This window comes from Parasphingomonas frigoris, from assembly GCF_036663815.1.
GTDB lineage: Bacteria > Pseudomonadota > Alphaproteobacteria > Sphingomonadales > Sphingomonadaceae > Sphingomonas.
This window is the reverse complement of sequence record NZ_JAXOJQ010000003.1, coordinates 693,437-712,969: the sequence shown is the minus strand read 5'-3', so window position 1 is coordinate 712,969 and position 19,533 is coordinate 693,437. Positions and strand designations below refer to the sequence as shown.

At 66.7% G+C, this 19,533-nt stretch carries 16 protein-coding genes; 7 read left to right on the top strand and 9 right to left on the bottom strand.

From position 1 onward, the window contains the following. Position 1 precedes the first annotated feature (1 nt). The 7 genes from U1872_RS13730 (at position 2) to U1872_RS13700 (ending at position 8,446) form a co-directional block, all read left to right on the top strand. Positions 2–1,114 (top strand): LLM class flavin-dependent oxidoreductase, encoded by a 1,113-nt coding sequence (locus U1872_RS13730; protein ID WP_332793451.1) that lies wholly within the window; start codon positions 2–4, stop codon positions 1,112–1,114. After that, the gene (locus U1872_RS13725) at positions 1,111–1,680 is read left to right on the top strand and encodes a cysteine dioxygenase family protein (RefSeq protein ID WP_332793450.1); all 570 of its coding nucleotides are present in this window, start codon (positions 1,111–1,113) and stop codon (positions 1,678–1,680) included. The genes U1872_RS13730 and U1872_RS13725 overlap by 4 nt, the downstream gene beginning before the upstream one ends. Beyond that, a complete protein-coding gene (locus U1872_RS13720; protein WP_332793449.1) occupies positions 1,677–2,900 on the top strand; it encodes a rhodanese-like domain-containing protein in 1,224 nt (407 codons plus the stop codon). Before U1872_RS13725 ends, U1872_RS13720 begins: the two co-directional genes overlap by 4 nt. Positions 2,901–2,910: 10 nt before the next feature. After that, positions 2,911–3,561 (top strand): glutathione S-transferase family protein, encoded by a 651-nt coding sequence (locus tag U1872_RS13715; protein ID WP_332793448.1) that lies wholly within the window; start codon positions 2,911–2,913, stop codon positions 3,559–3,561. A 154-nt stretch (positions 3,562–3,715) separates the two neighbouring features. Further along, a complete protein-coding gene (locus U1872_RS13710) occupies positions 3,716–6,109 on the top strand; it encodes a TonB-dependent receptor (protein WP_332793447.1) in 2,394 nt (797 codons plus the stop codon). A 26-nt stretch (positions 6,110–6,135) separates the two neighbouring features. Beyond that, positions 6,136–7,068, top strand: a complete 933-nt coding sequence (locus U1872_RS13705) for an ABC transporter substrate-binding protein (protein ID WP_332793446.1) — start codon at positions 6,136–6,138, stop codon at positions 7,066–7,068. 22 nt (positions 7,069–7,090) lie between these two features. Beyond that, positions 7,091–8,446, top strand: coding sequence for an LLM class flavin-dependent oxidoreductase (locus U1872_RS13700; RefSeq protein ID WP_332793445.1), 1,356 nt, complete (start codon positions 7,091–7,093; stop codon positions 8,444–8,446). A gap of 120 nt (positions 8,447–8,566) precedes the next feature. Here the strand turns inward: U1872_RS13700 and U1872_RS13695 are convergent, their stop codons facing one another. From U1872_RS13695 to U1872_RS13655, 9 genes are all read right to left on the bottom strand, one after another. Beyond that, positions 8,567–11,050, bottom strand: a complete 2,484-nt coding sequence (locus U1872_RS13695) for a TonB-dependent receptor plug domain-containing protein (protein ID WP_332793444.1) — start codon at positions 11,048–11,050, stop codon at positions 8,567–8,569. Positions 11,051–11,093: 43 nt separating this feature from the next. Continuing rightward, positions 11,094–11,888: a gamma-glutamyl-gamma-aminobutyrate hydrolase family protein gene (locus U1872_RS13690; protein WP_332793443.1), complete on the bottom strand. Its 795-nt coding sequence runs from the start codon at positions 11,886–11,888 to the stop codon at positions 11,094–11,096. Further along, positions 11,885–12,889, bottom strand: coding sequence for a serine O-acetyltransferase EpsC (epsC, locus tag U1872_RS13685; RefSeq protein ID WP_332793442.1), 1,005 nt, complete (start codon positions 12,887–12,889; stop codon positions 11,885–11,887). Before epsC ends, U1872_RS13690 begins: the two co-directional genes overlap by 4 nt. A 100-nt stretch (positions 12,890–12,989) precedes the next feature. After that, entirely contained in the window at positions 12,990–13,799 is an 810-nt protein-coding gene (locus U1872_RS13680) for a phosphate/phosphite/phosphonate ABC transporter substrate-binding protein (protein WP_332793441.1), read from the bottom strand. After that, positions 13,796–14,704: a fatty acid desaturase gene (locus U1872_RS13675; RefSeq protein ID WP_332793440.1), complete on the bottom strand. Its 909-nt coding sequence runs from the start codon at positions 14,702–14,704 to the stop codon at positions 13,796–13,798. The genes U1872_RS13680 and U1872_RS13675 overlap by 4 nt, the downstream gene beginning before the upstream one ends. A gap of 277 nt (positions 14,705–14,981) precedes the next feature. Next, on the bottom strand, positions 14,982–15,209 hold the full coding sequence (locus U1872_RS13670) for a hypothetical protein (RefSeq protein WP_332793439.1): 228 nt from the start codon (positions 15,207–15,209) through the stop codon (positions 14,982–14,984). A gap of 229 nt (positions 15,210–15,438) precedes the next feature. Beyond that, positions 15,439–16,782, bottom strand: coding sequence for an FAD/NAD(P)-binding protein (locus tag U1872_RS13665; protein WP_332793639.1), 1,344 nt, complete (start codon positions 16,780–16,782; stop codon positions 15,439–15,441). Between the two features lie 300 nt (positions 16,783–17,082). Then, positions 17,083–18,450: a chromate efflux transporter gene (gene chrA, locus U1872_RS13660; protein WP_332793638.1), complete on the bottom strand. Its 1,368-nt coding sequence runs from the start codon at positions 18,448–18,450 to the stop codon at positions 17,083–17,085. A gap of 29 nt (positions 18,451–18,479) precedes the next feature. After that, positions 18,480–19,328, bottom strand: a complete 849-nt coding sequence (locus U1872_RS13655; RefSeq protein WP_332793438.1) for a chromate resistance protein ChrB domain-containing protein — start codon at positions 19,326–19,328, stop codon at positions 18,480–18,482. Positions 19,329–19,533 lie beyond the last annotated feature (205 nt).

Here is a 19,533-nt window from a genome sequence, read left to right as displayed (position 1 = left end):
GATGAGCCAGCACCCCGACACGCTCGAAATCCTCGGCATGATCTCGACCAATTACGCGTCCGAGATCCATCCGCCGAGCGGCCCGCAGATCGACCCGAGCTACACCGCCGCCTTCGCGCTGGCGCATGAGCAGGCCGGCTTCGACCGCATCCTGATCGGTTATCACAGTGCGGCACCAGACGGCTTCCAGGTCGCCGCCTATGTCGCGCAGGCCACGACCAAGTTGAAGATCCTGCTGGCGCATCGGCCCGGTGTGATTCAGCCGACCGTCGCCGCACGCCAGATCGCCACGCTCGACCAGTTCAGCGGCGGGCGGCTCGCGGTGCATATCATCTCGGGCGGGTCGGACGCCGAGCAGCAGCGCGACGGCGATTTCCTGACCAAGGACGAACGCTACGCGCGCACCGACGACTATCTCGACGTCGTCAAGAAGACGTGGACCTCGGCCGCGCCGTTCGATCACGACGGGCCCTTCTATAAAGTGCGCGACAGCTTTTCGCCGATCCGCTCGGCGCAGCAGCCGCACGTGCCGATCTTCTTCGGCGGCGCGTCGGACGCGGCGATCCGCGTCGCCGGGCGGCATGCCGAAACCTACGCCTTTTTCGGCGAAACGCTCGAGCAGACCCGCGAGACGATCGCCCGCGTCCGCGCCAGCGCGGCCGAGCACGGCCGCCCTGCCCCGCGCTTCAGCGTCTCGTTCCGCCCGATCCTCGGTCGGACTGAGCAGGACGCGTGGGATCGTGCCGAACGCATCCTGGCCGAGGCGCAGGCGATCAAGGAAGCGGGCGCCTCGCCGTTCCGCCGCGTGACGATGGAATCGGAAGGCTCGCGCCGCCTGCTCGAGACCGCAGCCGGCGGCAAGGTCCGCGACAAACGGCTGTGGACCGAGATCGCCAAGCTGACTGGCGCGCCCGGCAACTCAACCTCGCTGGTCGGCACCCCCGACCAGGTGGTCGATGCGCTGCTCGATTATTACGATCTCGGCATCCGCACCTTCCTGTTCCGCGGCTTCGATCCGCTCGAGGATGCGATCGATTATGGGCGCAATCTCCTGCCGCCGCTGCGCGCCGCGGTCGCAGAGCGCGAGAATCCGCTGGCGGTCGCGGCAGAATGAGCACGCCGCACACCCGCGCGATCGACCGGCTGGTCGCGGCGATCGAAACGATCGTCGCGGGCGCCCCCGACGCAATCCTCGCGCGCGCTGCCGCGCCGCTCGCTGCCCTCGTCGCCACGGACGACTGGATCGACCCGGCCTTTGCCGCACCCGATCCGGTGCGCTATCGCCAATATCTGCTCTATCGGGACCCGGCCGACCGCTTCTCGGTGGTCAGCTTCGTCTGGGGCCCCGGCCAGGCGACGCCGATCCACGACCACCGCGTCTGGGGCCTGGTCGGCGTGCTGCGCGGCGCGGAAATCGATCAGCGCTACCAACGCAGCGCCGACGGTGCGCTGGTGTTCGCCGGGCCACCGACGCAGCTCGACGCCGGAGACGTCGCCACGCTCTCACCCGAGAGCGGCGACATCCATCAGGTCCGTAATGCCTTTGCCGACCGCGTCTCGATCAGCATCCATGTCTATGGCGCCGACATCGGCCGCGTCGAGCGCGCGACCTACGATGCGACCGGCGCCGCCAAACCCTTCATCTCCGGCTACGCCCAACCCGCATCGGTATTCGCATGACCCCGCACGATATCCGCCACGCCTGGATCGCCCGCGACGAACTCGCTTTGTTCGACCTGCGCGACGAGCATCCCTTTGCCGGCGGCCACCCGCTGTTCGCCGCGCAGCTTCCGCCCCACCGCATCGCGATCGAAATCGAACGCCGCGTGCCGCGCAAGGACACACCGATCGTGCTGTACGACGATGGCGAAGGTCTGGTCGAGGCCGCGCTGAGCGAGATCCGTGCACTCGGCTACACCAATGTTTCCGCGCTCGGCGGTGGGCTCGCCGCTTGGAAAGCCGCTGGCTACGAGCTGTTCCAGGACGTCAATTCGTACAGCAAGGCGTTCGGCGAGCTCGTCGAGGTGCGGCGCCATACGCCGTCGGTCGCCGCGCCCTATCTGCAGGCGCTGATCGACGCGAAGGCCGACATCGCGATCCTCGATGCGCGCCGCTTCGACGAATATGCGACGATGAGTATTCCGACCGGCACCAGCGTTCCCGGCGCAGAACTCGTGTTGCGCGCACGCACTGCGGCGCCCGATCCCGATACGCTGATCGTCGTCAATTGCGCCGGTCGAACGCGCAGCATCATCGGCACGCAGTCGCTGATCAACGCAGGGCTGCCCAACCGCGTCGTCGCGTTGCGCAACGGGACGATCGGCTGGACGCTCGCCGGCCAGAGCCTCGACAAGGGCCAGGCGCGCCGTGTCGCCGAGGTTGCGCCCGACCAACGCGACGAGGCGCGCGTGAAGGCGCGCGACGTCGCCTATCGCGCCGGGGTCCGCCACATCGATGCGGCAACACTCGCCAAGCTCGCCGACGAAACCGACCGCACTCTCTACCGCTTCGACGTGCGGACTCCCGAGGAGCACGCCGCCGGCCACCCCGCCGGCTTCGTCGAGGCGCCCGGCGGCCAGTTGGTGCAGGAGACCGACCACTTCGCTCCGGTGCGCGGCGCGCGCATCGTTCTCGCCGACGATGTCGGTGCGCGTGCCGACATGACCGCGTCGTGGCTCGCGCAGATGGGCTGGGACGTACTGGTGCTCGAAGGCGGCTTCGACAGCGCGCTCGAGACCGCTTCGACCGCCCTCCCCGCGCGCGGTCGCGAGGGCCGCTACAAGCGCCCGTACGAGGGCACCGACAATGCCGCAGCGGCGATGCAGGCCTATCTCGATTGGGAATATGGCCTGGTCGACCAGCTCGCACGCGACGGCACCCACGGCTTCGTCGTGATCTGAGAGGACGAATATGGCGATTACACTCTATTTCGCGCCGAACAGCTCGGCCTTCGCCCCGCTCGTTGCGCTCGAGGAAGCCGGGGCCGAATTCAACGCGGTTCGCATCGATCTTTCCGCCGGCGAGCAGCACACGCCCGCCTATCGCGCGATCAATCCACGCGGGCGTGTGCCGGCGCTGGTGGTCGATGGCACGCCGATCTCCGAAGTGATCGCGATCCTGAGCTGGATCGACGACAGCTATCCTCTCGCCGGCCTGCTGCCCGATGACTCGATCGAGCGCGCACACGCGTTTGCGCTGATGGGCTGGATCGCGAGCACGGTGCATGTCGCGCTCGCGCAGGTCCGGCGTCCGGAACGCTATGCCGACGACCCCGCCGTCCGCCGGGCGCTAGAGGCACCCGGTCGTGCCGCCTTCGCCGTCGCGCTCGCCGAGCTCGAAGCGCGCTCCGCCGCCACGCCGTCGCCTTTCCTGATCGGCGACCGCTTCGGCGCGGTCGATGCCTATGCGCTGGTCGTGCGGCGCTGGGCCGATGGCCTGGGGATCGATCGCACGTCTTTTCCCAGCTTCGCCGAGCGCACCGATGTCCTGTTCGACCGCACCGCGGTGCGCCGCGCGATCGGGCGCGAAACCCTCCTTCCCGCCGCCGCGGCGGCCGCCTGATGCGAGTTTACCGATGCCGCTGAGCAGTAGGATGCGGCCAGCCTAGCAGGCCGCGCCCCGCCCCAACCAAGACCACACCATCTCGCGGCCGCTGTCGCGGGAAACGGAGGAGCGCGCCGATCACGGCGGCTCCCGACCAAAGACAGGGACCGTCATGCACCTTCGACCTTCGCGCACCGTCGTCACCCCGCTGGCGCTGCTGCTCGCCACCACCGCGCTCGCACCGGCCTATGCAGCCGACGCCCCCGCCGCGCCGGCCCCAGCGGCGACCGCCCCCGCGGCCGAGGCCCCCGCCGCGCCGGCCGCTACGGAAGGGTCGAGCGACGACATCGTCGTCACCGCGCGCTACAAGAACGAGACGCTGCAGAGCGTGCCGATCGCCATCACCGCGCTGTCGTCGGCGCAGATCGGCGCGATCGGCGGGCAGACCAGCATCAAGAACCTCGCCAACTTCGCGCCCAGCGTCACGATCCAGGGGTTCAGCGGCCGCAACCAGACGATCACGATCCGCGGCCTCGGCACCAATTCGGGCGGCACCAATGACGGGCTCGACCAAGGCGTTGGCCTGTATATCGACGGCGTCTATCGCCCACGCACCGGCACGGTGATCAACGATCTGCTCGACGTCGACAGCGTGCAGGTGCTGCGCGGGCCGCAGGGCACGCTGTTTGGCAAGAACACCGTAGCCGGCGCGATCGACGTCCGCACCAAGCTCCCCAGCTTCACGCCGGAGGTGTCGACCGATCTGACGTACGGCAATGACAATTACATGCGCGCGCAGGCGTCGATCTCGGGCGGCCTCACCGAAACCCTGGCGCTGCGGGTGAGCGGGCTCGTCGCGAGTCGCGACGGCACGATCTACAACACCACCCAGAAGCAGGACTGGGACGACTATACCAACGTCGCGGCGAAGGCCGATCTGCTGTGGAAGCCGAGCGACACGCTGAGCTTCCGCCTGATCGCCGACTATGCCCGCCAGAGCGGCAACATGGGCTTCTACGTCTCCGGCCAGGTGCTGCCGACGACGCTCGCCAATGGCGCGTCCGCGAAAGGTTTCTATGCGCACGCCGCCGACGTCGGGTACACGCCGATCGCGATCAACCCGTACAATCGCCAGACCGACATCAATGGCTCGCAAGCGATCGCCATGCCGAGCGGCGGTGTCACCGCGCGGGTCGATGCCACGATCCTCGGCGGCCACACGCTGACCTCGATCACCGCCGGCCGCTTCTGGAAGTGGATTCCCAATTGGGATGGCGACCAGTTCGGTGCCGACGTGCTCGGCCAGGCGACCGTCGCCACCAACCAGAAGCAGTTTAGCCAGGAGCTGCGCCTCACCTCGCCGAGTGGGCACAAACTCGAATACACCGCTGGCCTGTACTATTTCTACCAAAAGGCCGATCTCAAACAGGAGGTCTCGTTCGCCAAGGACGCCGCCAAATGGTATCTCGGCGCGGCGGCCCCCAGCGCACTGCTGAACGGGCTCGACACCTTCAGCTACCTCAACCCCTCGACCAACAGTTATGCAGCCTATGGCCAGGCGACGTGGCACGTCACGCCCAGCACGAGCCTGACCGGCGGGCTGCGCTATACCAATGAAACCAAGGCCGGCAGCTACAACGCGGTCAACGTCGGCGCGGTCGCGCCGATATCGAGCCTGCCGCTCGCCTATCAGGCGAGTGCCGCGGCGATCCGCGCGAGCTTCGCGCCCGATGGCGGCGCGTATAGCGCGAGCCGGTCGAAGGGCACCGTGTCGTGGCTGCTCAGCGCCAACCAGGATATTGGCGATGACGTTCATGCCTATGCGAGCTATTCGCGCGGGTACAAATCCGCCGGCATCAACCTCGTCCGCAAATCCGCTGGGATCAATATCTTCGTCGAACCCGAAAAGGTCGATTCCTACGAAATCGGGCTGAAGACGCAGCTGTTCGATCGCCACGTGCAATTCAACACTGCGCTATTCTGGGCGATCGACCAGAATTACCAGGCCAATTTGTACGACGTCTCCAACCGCATCAGCTATCTCGGCAATGCCGGCAAGGTGCAGAGCCGTGGGGTCGAGGTCGATCTGCGTGCGACTCTGGCGAAGGGGCTCAGCCTGAGCGGCTCGGGCTCGTTCACCGATGCCAAATATGTTCGCTACTCCAACGCGATCTGCCCGTTCCTGCAATCGTGTAAGACATCATGCGACATTTCGGGCCAGCGCCTATCGGGCACGTCGAAATGGGTCGGCGCGGTCCAGGCGCGCTACGAGGCACCGGTGAGCGAGACGCTCGTCGGCTATGTCGCGGGCGACGCCAGCTACCGCTCGAAATTCTACTCGGCGGTCAACGACGATCCCTTCTCCGAGATCAAGGGCTATGCGCTGGTCGGCGCGCAGCTCGGGTTGCGCGCGGCGCGCGGGACCTGGGACGTCTCGCTGTGGGGCCGCAACCTGCTCAACAAGAACTATCTCGTCACGTCCACCGTCAACGCGACCTGGGGCATCACCCAGGTCGGGCTCGGAGACCCGCGGACGTACGGCATCTCGCTCAAGAACCGCTTCTGATGCGTTTCCCATCCAAGGATCCCGCTATGTCTCTCGAATTCTCGATCTCGCGTCGCAGCGCGCTGGCGATCGCCGGCGCCGGCTTGCTCTCCGCCTGCGCAAAGGGTTCGGCCAAAAAGCTGATGATCGGCGATCAGCGCGGTGGCGTTCAGGCGCTGCTCGAAGCGTCGGGCGAACTCAAGACCGTCCCCTACGCGATCGAATGGGCGCAATTTCCCAATGCCGCGCCGTTGATCGAGGCCCTCGCCGCAGGGGCGATCGACACCGGAGTGGGAGGCGACGCACCGTTCATCTTCAGCCTTCAGGGCAATGCCGGGGTCAAGGCGATCGCCGCGTTCCGTACCAAGGGCAATGCGACGACCGTGATGGTGCCGGGCAAATCGGCGATCCACAGCTTCGACGATCTGCTCGGCAAGCGCGTCGCGACGCCGCGCGGGTCGATCGGCCATTATCTGCTGCTCGCCGGACTGAAGCGCGCCGGCAAGCCGCTCGACGCGATCGACATCACATTCCTCAGCCCGAGCGATGGGCGCGCCGCTCTGACCAGCGGCTCGGTCGATGCCTGGGCGATCTGGGATCCGTATGCCGCGATCGGCGAGTTGAGCGACGGCTTGCGGATCCTCGACCTCGACCGCTCGCTGACCCCGGGCCTCGGTTTCGTGTTCGGAACCGACAGCTCGCTCGCGAGCAAGCGGCCGTTGCTGACCGACCTGTCGGCGCGCTTTGCCCGCGCCCGCAAATGGGGCGAGACCCACCGCGAGGCATACGCCCAGATGCTGACGCAGCAGACCGGCGTGCCGATCGCGGCGACACGCCGCTATCTCAACCGCAGCGTCAACGTTCCCGTGCCGATCGACGCCGGATTGATCGCCGAGGAGCAGGGCATTGCCGACCTGTTTCATCAGGCTGGGCTGCTCGCCAAGCCCGTCCGGGTCGCCCCGCATTTCGAACAGCTCTAATCCCTCCCCCAAGGACAGCTTCATGATTCAGCGACAGCTCAAGCTCGGCCTCGTGACCACCGGTGTCGGCGGTCCCGGCCAGACCAATCGCTGGCTCGACCCCGAAATTCCGGTCGATGCCAGCGTCAGCATCGACTGGTATATCGATATCGTCCGCCAGGCCGAAGCCGCCAAGTTCGACCTGGTGTTCATCGTCGACAGCCAGTTCATCACCCCCGACTCCCCGCCGCACTATCTCAACCGGCTCGAGCCGCTGACCTTGCTCTCGGCGCTCGCGGTGGCGACCAGCCATATCGGCTTGGTCGGCACGCTCACCACCTCGTATAACGATCCGTTCAACCTCGCGCGCCGGCTCGCCTCGCTCGACCTCATCAGTAAGGGACGCGCCGGCTGGAACGTCGTGACCAGCGGCGACGCCGGCACCGCGGGCAATTACGGGCGCGAGGAGCATTACGATTACGCCACGCGGTACGGCCGGGCCTTCGAATATCTCGACGTGGTGCGCGGGTTGTGGCGCAGCTACGAGGATGACGCGCTGGTCCGCGACCGCGCGACCGGTGTGTTCCTCGACAAGACCAAGCTCCACGCGCTCAATCACAAGGGCGAACATTTCTCGGTGGTGGGTCCGCTCAATATTCAGCGCTCACCGCAGGGCGAACCGGTGATCTTCCAGGCCGGCGACTCCGAACAGGGTCGCGATCTCGGTGCGACGGTCGCCGATGCGATCTTCACGCATGCCCGAACGATCGAGCAGGGCCAGGCCTTTTACGCCGACATCAAGCGGCGCGGCGTGGCGCTCGGGCGCAACCCCGACGAGATCCTGATCCTGCCCGGCTTCTCGATCACGGTCGATGACACGGACGACGATGCCCGCCAGATCGAGCGCACGTATCGCCGGCTCGACCAGAGCTTCGATCAGGCACTGGCCGAGTTCGGGCGAGCGTTCGGCTGGCACGATTTCCGCCAATACGATCTCGAGGCCCCCTTTCCCGTCGAGACGCTCGAGCACGCCAAGAGCAGCTTCTTCACGCAAGCCAAGCACATCACCGAGCAAGCGACGGCGCGCGGCCTCTCGTTGCGCGAGACCGTCGAGTTCCAGCGCGACCAGTTCACCAGCCCGTTCGTCGGATCGGCGGAGACGATCGCCGACGAGATCACCCGCTGGTTCGAGGGCCGTGCGCTCGACGGCATCAACGTGCACGCCGGGCACCCCAGCCAGTTCCGGCGCTTCACCCAGGAGGTTGTGCCGATCCTGCAAGCGCGGGGGCTATTCCGGACCGACTATGCGCACGCGACATTACGCGGCAATCTCGGCCTGCCAATTCCATCGAACAGACGCACTGCAAACTTGCAGCCGAAGCTCCTAGAGCCGGCCTGATATGTAAGCCGACCGGAATTGGAGGACATCGCTGGCCACCGACATCCGGGATAGTCTCCACCTTGCACGGCGAGATTGCCGTGCAAGGTGGACGACCGCTCGGTCTTCAGATCGACGATATTACCAGGTCACGCCAACCCGGGCGTACACGTAGCGGCCGTTGAAACCGAACGGCGAGTAATAGGGGAAGCCGACCAGCCCGGTGCTGTTGAGCGGCATCCCGCGCGACGACAGCACACGGACGTAATCGGGATAGGTATCGAACAGATTGTTAGCCCCCAGCGCCAGGTTGACGTTCCTGATCGCCTGATAGCGTAGCTCGAGATCGAAGATCGTGTGGCGCCCGGTGTGGATGTCGTCGGCGGCGAAGCCGGTGCTGCCCGGCTGGGTAACGTCGCCATAATAGGACGCGCGCGCGGTTACGCCGAGCTTGTCGAGCGACCATTCGATCGTGCCGACGACCTTCTCGCGCGGCGTGCCCTGCTCGAAAGAAACGATACGCTGCCGGCTGAAGATCGGCAATGTGGTGGTCCCGGCCGAGGAAGTGATCGTCGCCGCGCCCGGGGCCTGCGTGACCTTTATATCGTTGATGTTAGTGGCCGCGGTCAGGTCGAACGTGCCGAGGCCAGCGGTCGCCTTGCGGTAGTGCGCGACGACGTCGATGCCCTTGGCGGTCGAGCGGATGCCGTTGAGGAAGAAGCGCCCGGCCGAGACGTTGTACGGCGCGAGCAGCGCGGCGACGACCGGGCCACTCAGATTTTCCGACAGCGCGATCTGGTCGCGCAGCTTGATCTGATAAGCATCGACCGACAGGTCGAACCCGCCCGACTTGACCACGAACCCCGCCGAGAGGTTGCGCGAGCGCTCGGGCTCGAGCGCCTTGCCACCGAGCGCCGTGCCGACCGCGCTGGTCGAGGGGAACAGGCCGGTCTCGACGATGTTGCCGTTGGTCAGCACCGAGGCGGTCGAGGTGAAATATTGCTGCTGCAACGCCGGCGCACGGAAGCCGGTCGAGGCGGTGCCGCGAACGGCGAACCACGGCGCGAATTCGTAGCGCGCGCTGACCTTGCCGGTCGCGGTCTCGCCGAAGTCGGAATAGCTCTCGCCGCGCGCGGCCAGGCCGATCGTCAATTTTTCGGTCGGCTTGGCTTCGAGGTCGAGATAGCCCGAGACATTGTCGCGGTGCACATTGACGACGTTCGACGGCAGGTAGCCGGGGAAGCCCTGCGCACCACCGCCGAGGTTGGTCGCCGCGCCCGGAGCGCGGTTGTAAGACGTGGGCTCGCCGGCGCCGATCTGGAAGCCCTCGCGGCGATATTCCAAGCCCCAGGCAATGTTGATCGTACCCGCGCCGAGCGGCTGCTCGCGCGACACGTCGATCCCGCCGACGAGCTGGTCGTAGGTCAGCTTGCCGTCGTAGAAGCTGGTCTGCGACGTCGCGCCATAGGTGGCGTTGCCCGAGTTGCGCGTGTTGAAGGTCAGCTGGTTGCGGCCGTAGGAGACATTGAAGTCGACCTTCCACCCCGACAGCTCGCCGCGGATGCCGCCGGTCGCGGTCAGATCTTCGGAGCGCACCGCGATCAGCGGGGTAAAGCCGTCCGGGTAGAGCGCGGCGAGCGCGTCGGCGCTGGCATTGGCGTTGCCGGTCGCGGCGCCGCCGACGATCCGCGGCGTCGCGGCGCTGACACTGTCGCGGTGCTGATAGCCACCGAAGCCATAAAGCGTCCAGCCGCTGTCGCCGAGCGGCTTGGCGGCATTCACGTAGCCGGTGTACTGCTCGACCTCCGGGTCGCCAAAGCGCGAGCGAACGCGGATCGGCGTCTTGCGCGGATCGAAGTCGCCACGGCTGGTGGCGCCGCGGTTGAGATACTCGCCCGACACGGTGAGGAAGCCGTCCGACCCGAGGCCGATGCCCTGCCACCCCGAAGCGGTAACGGTCTTGCCGTCATGCGCGTCGCGCGAACCGCGCGCGGTGTTGACCTCGGTTTCGGTCTGGCCGTAGCTGACCGTCGCGCCACCGCCACTGCGCGCCTCGCGAAGTCGCAGGTTGACGACGCCGGCGATCGCATCCGAGCCATATTGCGCGGCGGCGCCATCGCGCAGCACTTCGATCCGATCGAGCGCGACCGAGGGAATGGTGTTGAGATCGACCGCCGCCGAACCGCGCCCGACCGAACCGTTGGTGTTGAGCAGCGCCGAGGTGTGCGCGCGGACGCCGTTGATCAGCACGAGCGTCTGGTCGGGCGACAGGCCACGCAGCGTCGCCGGGCGGATCGAGTCGGTGCCGTCGACCGCCGCGGAGCGCGGGAAGTCGATCGACGGGACGATCGCGGCGAGCGAGGCGCCGATCTCGGTCGTGCCCTGGTGCTGCAGGCTGGCGGCGCTGAGCACGTCGATCGGCGAGCTGCTGTCGAGCCGCGACCGGCCGCGACCGCGCGTGCCCGTGACGACGATGTCGGCAGGTTCTGCGGGCGCTTCCGGGGCTGCGGCTTCCCCTGCGGCTGCGGGTGCGGCTGCCGGTGCGCTCTGCGCTTCAGCGGCCTGACTGGAAAGGAGGGCAATCGGTGAGGTTGCGAGCGCGAGGACTGCCTTGAGGTTACGCATAAGATTACCCTTTTTCATTTACATGACACTTTTTTGACAGCGCTCACGCTGGCGGCCCCTGCGCCAAAACCGGCGGATTGCCAAGCGACTCGCCAATGAGCTGGAAGAAGGCCCTGCTCGCCGGGCTGCGCGCGGCATCCCATTCGGGGTGCCATTGCACCGCGAGCACGTCGCCGCCGCACGGGCGCGCGGAAAACGCCTCGATCAATCCGTCGTCGGCGGCGCGGGCCTCGACGTACAATCCCGCGCCGAGCCGATCGATGCCTTGTCGATGCACCGAATTGACCGTCAGCCGCGCCGCATCGGTGGTGCGCGCGAGCAGGCCACCAGCGAGCAGGTCGACATCGTGATGATGGTCGAACAGATCCTCGTAACCGATCGTCCCACTGGCCCCGCGATGGTGGTGATCGGGCGTCGCATCGCTCAGCGTCCCGCCGAACAGCACGTTGAGTTCCTGCAAGCCGCGGCAGATGCCAAACACCGAGCGCCCCGTCTCGATCATCCGCGCGGCAAGCTCCAGCGCTACCGCGTCGCGCTGTTCGTCGAGCGGGCCGGTGTCGGCCCCAGCAATGCCGTAGCGCACGCCTGCGACATTGGAGCGCGAGCCGGTCAACAGCAGCCCGTCGAGCCGGCTGGCCAGCGCGATCGCGTCGCACGCGCTGGCGACCGCCGGGATCAGCACGACGGTGACGCCGGCGTAGGTCACCAGCGGCTCGATGAAACGGGTCGCCACCGCCTGGATCGGACGCTCGGACACTTCGTTGCAGCACAGCACCCCGATGACCGGGCGCGCCGCGCACGGGCGCGGCTCGAAGCGGCGCCGGTCGAAGACGCTCATGCCGGGCGCCCGCGCAAGACTTCGTGCAAATTGAGGGCGGCCTCACCGGCGAGGATCGCCGCGGTCGGTTGCGCGACGACGCTGCCGGGCGCGACATCTTCCAGCAGCCAGACATTGCCGCCGATCGTCGCACCCCGCCCGATCGTCACGCGGCCGAGGATCGTGGCGCCCGCATAGATCACGACGTCGTCCTCGATAATCGGGTGACGCGCGTAGCGCCCGCGTGGCTGCACATGAGTCGTCCCGAGGGGGCTGCGCGCGCCGAGCGTGACGTGCTGATAGAGCTGGACGCGCGCGCCGATGATCGCGGTCTCGCCGATCACCACGCCGGTGCCGTGGTCGATGAAGAAGCTCGGCCCGATCGTCGCACCGGGGTGGATATCGATCCCGGTCCGGGCATTGGCGATCTCGGAAATGATCCGCGCGACGATTGGCGCGCCGAGTTGGTAGAGTTCGTGCGCCAGCCGGTGATGCAGCACGGCGAGCGCGCCGGGATAGCAGATCAGGATTTCATCGACGCTGCGCGCGGCCGGATCGCCGAGAAAGGCAGCCTCTACATCGCTATCGATCAATTCCCGCACGGCAGGCAAGGTGGTGGCGAACAACCGAACGATCGTCGCGGCCTGGTCGCGCTCGAATGGCTCGTCCGCCTCGGCCTGCCAATAGGCGAATTCGCGCGCGATCTGGACCTGCAGCTCGGTGAAGGCTAGGTGCAATTGCCCCGCCACGAAGCCGTCGAGCTCGGCCTCGGAACCCCGGTAAACGCCTATCCGCTGCGGAAACAGCGCAGCCGAGAGATGTTCGACGATCTGCGCGACGGCGGCTTGCGAGGGGAAGCGCTCGGCGCTGTGGCGGCCGGTCTGGCGCTGCCGCCACGTGTCTCGCACCGTCCGCAATCCGGCCACCGTGGCGACCATATCTACCGTCGGCAGCGCAGCCTCGCTCACGGCGCGTTCGCTCCGGGCGAGGTCCGGCGCGGTATCCATCGGGCTGTGCGGCATGAGATCCTCCTTCGATCAACGACCATATCCCACGTCGCAGATGGGAATTGATGCGAAGAAATGGTTGGGGCTTTTAAAGACGAGATCACCGCGCGTTGGATCAGCGCAATTCCGGGTAGCCGGCGACGACCGCGTCGATTTCGAGCGCGCGGATGGGCGCGTAGCGCTCGGTCCCGCCAGACGTGATACCCGTCAGGAAGAGCGTTGCCCGGGTTTCGGCGAGCCCAGGATCTTCGGCGACCTGCGCGAGCGCGACACGCAAGGCGGCGACGGTTTCGATCGGCGTGGCCCGCGCCGTGACGAAGGGCGGCGTGGCGGACTCGGTCGTGCTGGCGAGAATGCGCAGCGCCGCGGTGGCATCGGGCGCGTCGCGCTGGACCGCTGCAAAGGTCACGCTGTCGATCGCTGCAATATCGGCATCGCCGCGCACGATCGCCGCGATGCTCGCGCGGTGCGATCCCGTCTCGGTCACGCTCGCGAAGAAGCGTCCACCAGCCGCGATCGGTGCGATCGTGGCGCGCAGCAAATTCATGCCCGTGTTCGAATCGAAACCATTGATCGCGGCGCGCCGGTCCCGATACGCGTCGAGCGTCGCGGCATCGTCGTGCCGCGCGACCAGAAAGCTGCGGTGCACACCGCCTTGCGCGCCCGGAACGTCGTAGACCGGCGTACCAAGCACGCGCAACGCAAGGGTCGTCTCGGTCACCAGCGGATAGCCGCAGACCTGCCCGAACAACATGGCGGGATCGTGCAGCACGGCCGACAGACTGCGGCTCCGCTCGAGGTCGCGCGGAACGCCGCTGATCCCGCGGGCGCTCAGGATGCGCGCGATTTCACGCCACAGCCTGTCGTTCGCGGCCTGCTGCGGGCCGTGATCGTACATGCCGAGCGAGGCGATGCGCCGCGTCACGCGGGTTCGCGATGCGCGGGATGGAGCGGCTGGTCGTGCCCGCGCACTGCGAAGCGCCGCACCACGTCGCCATAGCCGTCATAGAGGATCGCGCCCTGGTCGATCAGCCGCGCACGGTTACGGCGGTGATAGGCCGGCAGATGATACCAGGCGAGCCCGGGGCGCTCATGATGCGCCGCGTGGAGATTGTTGTTGAGGAACAGCAAGCCGAACACCCCGCCCTGCTCGACCGTTGCCGCGCGCCCGGGCGTGGTCGTCTCGGCCTGGTGTTCGGCATGACCGCGCAAGGCGGTCAGCGCCATGCCGGGATAGACGAAGCAAAGCGCATAGGTCGCAAGATCGAGCCCGACATGATCGAGCCACGCCACCACCAGCGCGACTGCAGCCAGATGCGGCGCCCAATCCCGCAGCACGACGAGCGGTTCCGTGCCTGCCCGCCGTGCTTCGGCAAACAGGAAGCGCAGGATCGTGATCGGCGGGCCGAGCAGCATGTGCCCGACCAAGGTGGTCTGCACGCGCGCTGCCAGCCAAGCGAGGCCGTGGTCGCGATCGACATAGCGCGATTCGGGATCGAGCAGCGGATCGGTGATGGCCGGGCTCGCGTGATGTGCGACATGGCTGCGCCGATACAGCGCATAGGGCAGCCAGAGCGAGAGCGGTACGAAGCCGATCGCATGATCAAGCGGCGCCACGCCGGTGGGATGGCCGTGAATCGTCTCGTGCTGGAGCGAGCCGTGCCATGCCAAAGTCCAACCGCCGAGCACCGCCAGAAGCGGCAACGGGAGTGCGCCATGCCAGAACGTGAGGGCGAGCCAGCCTGAATAGACCGCCAGCGTCACCGCCAAGGTCGGCCAGGCGGGCGAGCGGCGCAGCCCGGAATCGTCAGCGGCGAACGGTTTAGCCATGAACAGGTAATCCTCGGCCAGAAAGAGCAGTTTTAAAATCTACTGATCTAGTAGGATATGCAATGCTGCGCATCTTGGCGGGCGCGAAGATTTGCTTTTCCAAGGCTGAGTGCGAAACAGCGGCGGATACGTAAAACATCGCGAGCGGCGCACGCGTTCGAGTTTTCGCTCCGTCGATCGGACATACAAAAGGCCCGGCAACATGTGCCGGGCCGCGAGTTTACGCTAGGGAGCAACCTGGCGATTCATCAAAACTGGGTAGACCCACCAACCCCCATTATAGCGCGTTGCTCGTGACAGCGGTGGTGTTGCTGGTGGTTTCGAGATCCGAGTCATTGCCCTCGGCCGCATTGCCGCCGCCAAGCTCGTCCGATGCGCTCGCATTTTCGGCAATGGTCTCGTTGAGCGTCGTTTCCGAAACATTGTCGCTGGTCGCGGTCTTAGCGCAGGCGGTAACCGACAATGCCAGAGCGGCGAGAAGCGGCAGGGCAACGATCTTCTTCATATCTGAACTCCGTGATGAAACGGAAGCCGAGCATGATCGTGCTCGATCCCCACCGGATTAATCTCTACTATTCCGATGGGAGTTCAACCCGTAGTTTTCCTGTGGGAACTGAAAGTCTCTCTTTCGACGGCCGCACATCAAATCGGGCGCTGCCAAACCCCTCGTCAAGGTTGCGTTGTCCCGATGACCGCAGTTCGCCATGCGAAGCTGCAACCGGTAGCCCGGCCCGCTAGAGTCCCTCGGTCACCCAATGCGCGTTCGACAGGCGCCTAGCCAGCGTCCAGGCTTGGGTACGGATGTCGGGCACCGCAACGATTTCCCAGAATGCTCCGCGCGTCATCGGACCGAGCGCGAACAGCCGGTCATTTACGCGACCGTCCGCCGTGATCGTGCGCATCCCCGCGTCCACGTCGATCCCCAACCGCCCCGTATCCGCGCGGATCGATCCGCGTGCGACCAAGGCCCGGAGAATCGGTTCGTTCGCTTGGAGAAGATCGCCCTGTGGCCCGGTGCAGTTGATGATGCGCTGTACGAGGAGTTGCTCTCGGTCGTCTTTTCCCCGCGGGGTCCAATGCACCCTCACCCCGTCCGCGCCATCTTCGGTACCGGCTATCCTGCCGGCCAAGGCCTGAAGTCGGCCACTCGATCGCAACGCCGCGATCCGCGTGGCGACTTGCGGGGCAAGCCGATGGCGATGGATGTCCCACCACGGACGGGCATGGCGGATGAAACGCGCGCGTTCCGCGTCCGATGCTGCGCGCCACATATCCTGCGTAAACGGGCGCAATTCGTCGATTGCACTTCGCCATCCGATTTCAGCGCCCCGGGCGCGCAATCGACGGGTCAGGCGTGACAGCTGCGTGGTCGGACGCTCCGTGATGCGGACCCACGGCGGCCCCGGCGCATGCGCAAGCGGTACGAGCCCTCTTCGGGACAGGGCGACGATCCGACCCGTAAACCCTTTCGCCTCCAGCGACAGGGCGACATCGATCATGGTCAAACCGGTACCAACGACCAGCACGGAGTCGTCAGGCCGCAGGCCGTCGGTTGCTCCCGAGCTCCAACAATCCCCCACATATCGATTTTGACAGATTGCGGCGACGGCGATCCCGAGCGGCGGGTGCGGCGGCAAATTCCCGAGAGCGAGGACCACGGCATCGGCATTCACCCGATCGCCGTTCGCCAGCTGAATGCTCGTTGCATCCTCCGTGATGTCGCATGCGTCGCCGCGCAGAACCGTGAGACGCCCGGGCGACTGCATTACGGCTTCATCGAGCAACCCGCGCAGATAGACGCCATAGACAAGGCGCGGCACGAAGGCGTCGGCGCCCGCACCGATACCTTGCGCATCGAGCCAGCGTACGAAATGATCCGGATCGTCGGGAAACGCGCTCATGTTCGACGCACGAACGTTGAGCAGATGCTCGGGATGTGCCGCGCCGTACGCCAGCCCGGTCCCGGGTTCCGCCAATCGATCGATCAACGTGGCACGCGGGCCATTATGGCGAACGAGGTTGATCGCCATGAGCGAGCCGGAAAACCCGGCCCCGATGATTGCGACATGATCAATCACGAGATGCGACACGCCGCGAAAGCCGCGCGATGAGGGAGCCGATCCCTAACGACCATTAGCCGCATCCATATCCTATCAGTTCGATAGATTATATTCCTAGCAGGCAAATCCGATCGCGTCGCGACCGGAAATACGGAGATCGCATGGGGATCGGAACGAACGAACTGGCGTGCCGGTTTCCAACGCGTCACAGCGCCATCAGTGGCTCCCATTCCAGAAGGATCGCCCGCTGCGACGCCGCCGGACGTCGGCTGGGCCAAAAGGTACATCCCTGCATAAAAAGCTCTTTCACAATCCCGATCACCGGGCGCCGCTCACCTGCAGTGCAATTCCCACCGTCGATGCGATACCAAGCGTCGCAAAGATGCCGAGCTTCAGCCGGAACATTGCAACGATCGCGGCAGTCGCAATGCCGAGCGCCCAAGGGTCGAGGCTCGCCATCACGGGCAGGTCGATCCGGACCGGCCCCGCCGTAAATGGCCGCACGGTCCGAAAGAGCGTATGGATCGCGAACCACACCGCCAGGTTGAGCACCACGCCGACCACCGCTGCGGTGATCGCGGACAGCGCCCCCGACAGGGCCACGTTGCCACGCATCCGTTCGATGAACGGCGCACCGAGGAAGATCCACAAAAAGCACGGCACGAACGTCACCCAGGTCGCCAGCAACCCGCCCAGCGTCCCGGCGAGCAGCGGCGACAACATCCCCGGGTGGCGATACGCGCCGAGGAACCCCACAAACTGGAGCACCATGATCAGCGGCCCCGGTGTCGTCTCCGCCATGCCCAGCCCGTCGAGCATCTCGCGCGCGGTGAGCCAGTGATACTGCTCGACCGCCTGCTGCGCGACATAGGCGAGCACGGCATAGGCGCCGCCAAAGGTGACGACCGCCATGGTCGAGAAGAAGGTCGCGATCTGGCTGAAGACGCTGCCCTGCCCCAGCAGCAGCAGCGACGCCGCGACCGGTGCCAGCCACAGCACGAGCCACACCCCGGCCTGCTGCACCGACTGGCGGATCGTGGGGCTGGCATGCGCGGGCAAGGCCTCGCCGAGCAGCGTGTCGGCATCGGCGACGACCGCACCCTTGCCCGACGCATGGCCCCCGCCGATCCGGAAAGCCGGCATGTCGGCGCGGCCCCCGAAATACCCGATCAGCCCCGCCCCCAGCACGATCAGCGGGAACGGCACGTCCAGAAAGAAGATCAGCCCAAACGCGGTCGCGGCGAGGCCCCGCATCACGCCGTTGCGGAGCGCGCGGCTCCCGATCCGCACCACCGCCTGCAACACGACCGCGAGGACCGCGCATTTCAGCCCGAAGAACAGCCCCGCGACCACCCCGACCTGCCCGTACAGCACATAAATCCAACTAAGCGCCATGATCGACACCGCCCCCGGCAACACGAACAGCGTCCCCGCGACGATCCCGCCGCGGGTCCGGTGCAGCAGCCAGCCGATATACGTCGCGAGTTGCTGCGCCTCCGGCCCCGGCAGCAGCATGCAGTAATTGAGCGCGTGGAGAAACCGATGCTCGCCGATCCAGCGTTTCTCCTCGACCAGGATGCGGTGCATCACCGCGATCTGACCGGCGGGTCCGCCGAACGACAGCGCCGCGATCCGCAGCCACACCCAGAAGGCCTGCCGCAGCGTCACGGGCGCAGGCCGTGGCATCGGTGCGGCTGCGTCGTCAGCCACCGTCCTCACGCCGACACCTTGGGGCGCACCGCCTTCGGATGATGGGAAACCCAGTCATGCGTCTCGCCGGTCGCATCGCGACACCAGCGATACAGCGCATCGTACAGCAGCATCCCCACGTCGAGTTGCTCGAGGTCGTTCGAAAACATCCGCGACAGGCCGAGCGACATCGCGACCAGCCCAGCCGCCTCGGGTGCGAGGTCGGGCCGCGCGGTATCGGCCCCACGCACGATCACCGCGAGATGCGCAAGGCCCGGGACAGCGGCAAGCCCGAACCGCGCCACCATCGCGTCGAACGTACAGCACTCGCCCGCGTGGCCCCACACCACGCCCTCGCCCGCAATATCAAAAGCAGCCGCGCCAAAGCGCTCCGCCACGCCGGCAACCTCGGCCGGGCTGACGAACAGGAACACCGCATCCGGATCGACGAAGCGGCGGATCACCCACGGGCAGGCGATGCGATCGACCTTGGGCCGCGCGCGCGTGACCCACAGCGTCCGCCCCTGTGTATCGCGTTGGGGTAGTACCGCCGCGGGCACCATCGGCAGCCCCGCGGCGGCCCAGCCGAGCGTGCCGCCGTCCAGAATTTCGGCCGCGATGCCCTCATGCCGCAGCCACGCAGCGACGCCCTCGCTGGCAGCGCTTCCCTGCGTGTCCACGATCGCCACAGCTCTGCCAATAAGCCCGCCCGCCCAAACCGCAGGATCGGCGTCGCCGCGGTGAACCGACCCCGGCACCAGGTGCGGGTCGGCGGCAAAATCCCGGTCGGTGCGCACGTCGACGATCGCGGGACCATGCGGAAGCCCGATCAGGCGGACAAGTTTCTCGGGAGTGATGGCGTTGATCGCGGGCATGAAGCGTCCTCGGGTGCGGCAGGGACGCGATGCTTCGGCTGTCGCCTCATGGGGAGATCGCTGGCCCCATCAGCGTATTGAGCAATGCACCGGGGCCGTTGTCAACTCCGGTTCGGGAGCGCCCTAAGCGGACGCCCTCATGCCCCGCTCCGGCTGACAAGACGGGCAGCACCGCCCATCCCGGTTGCCAACCGCGGCCCCGACC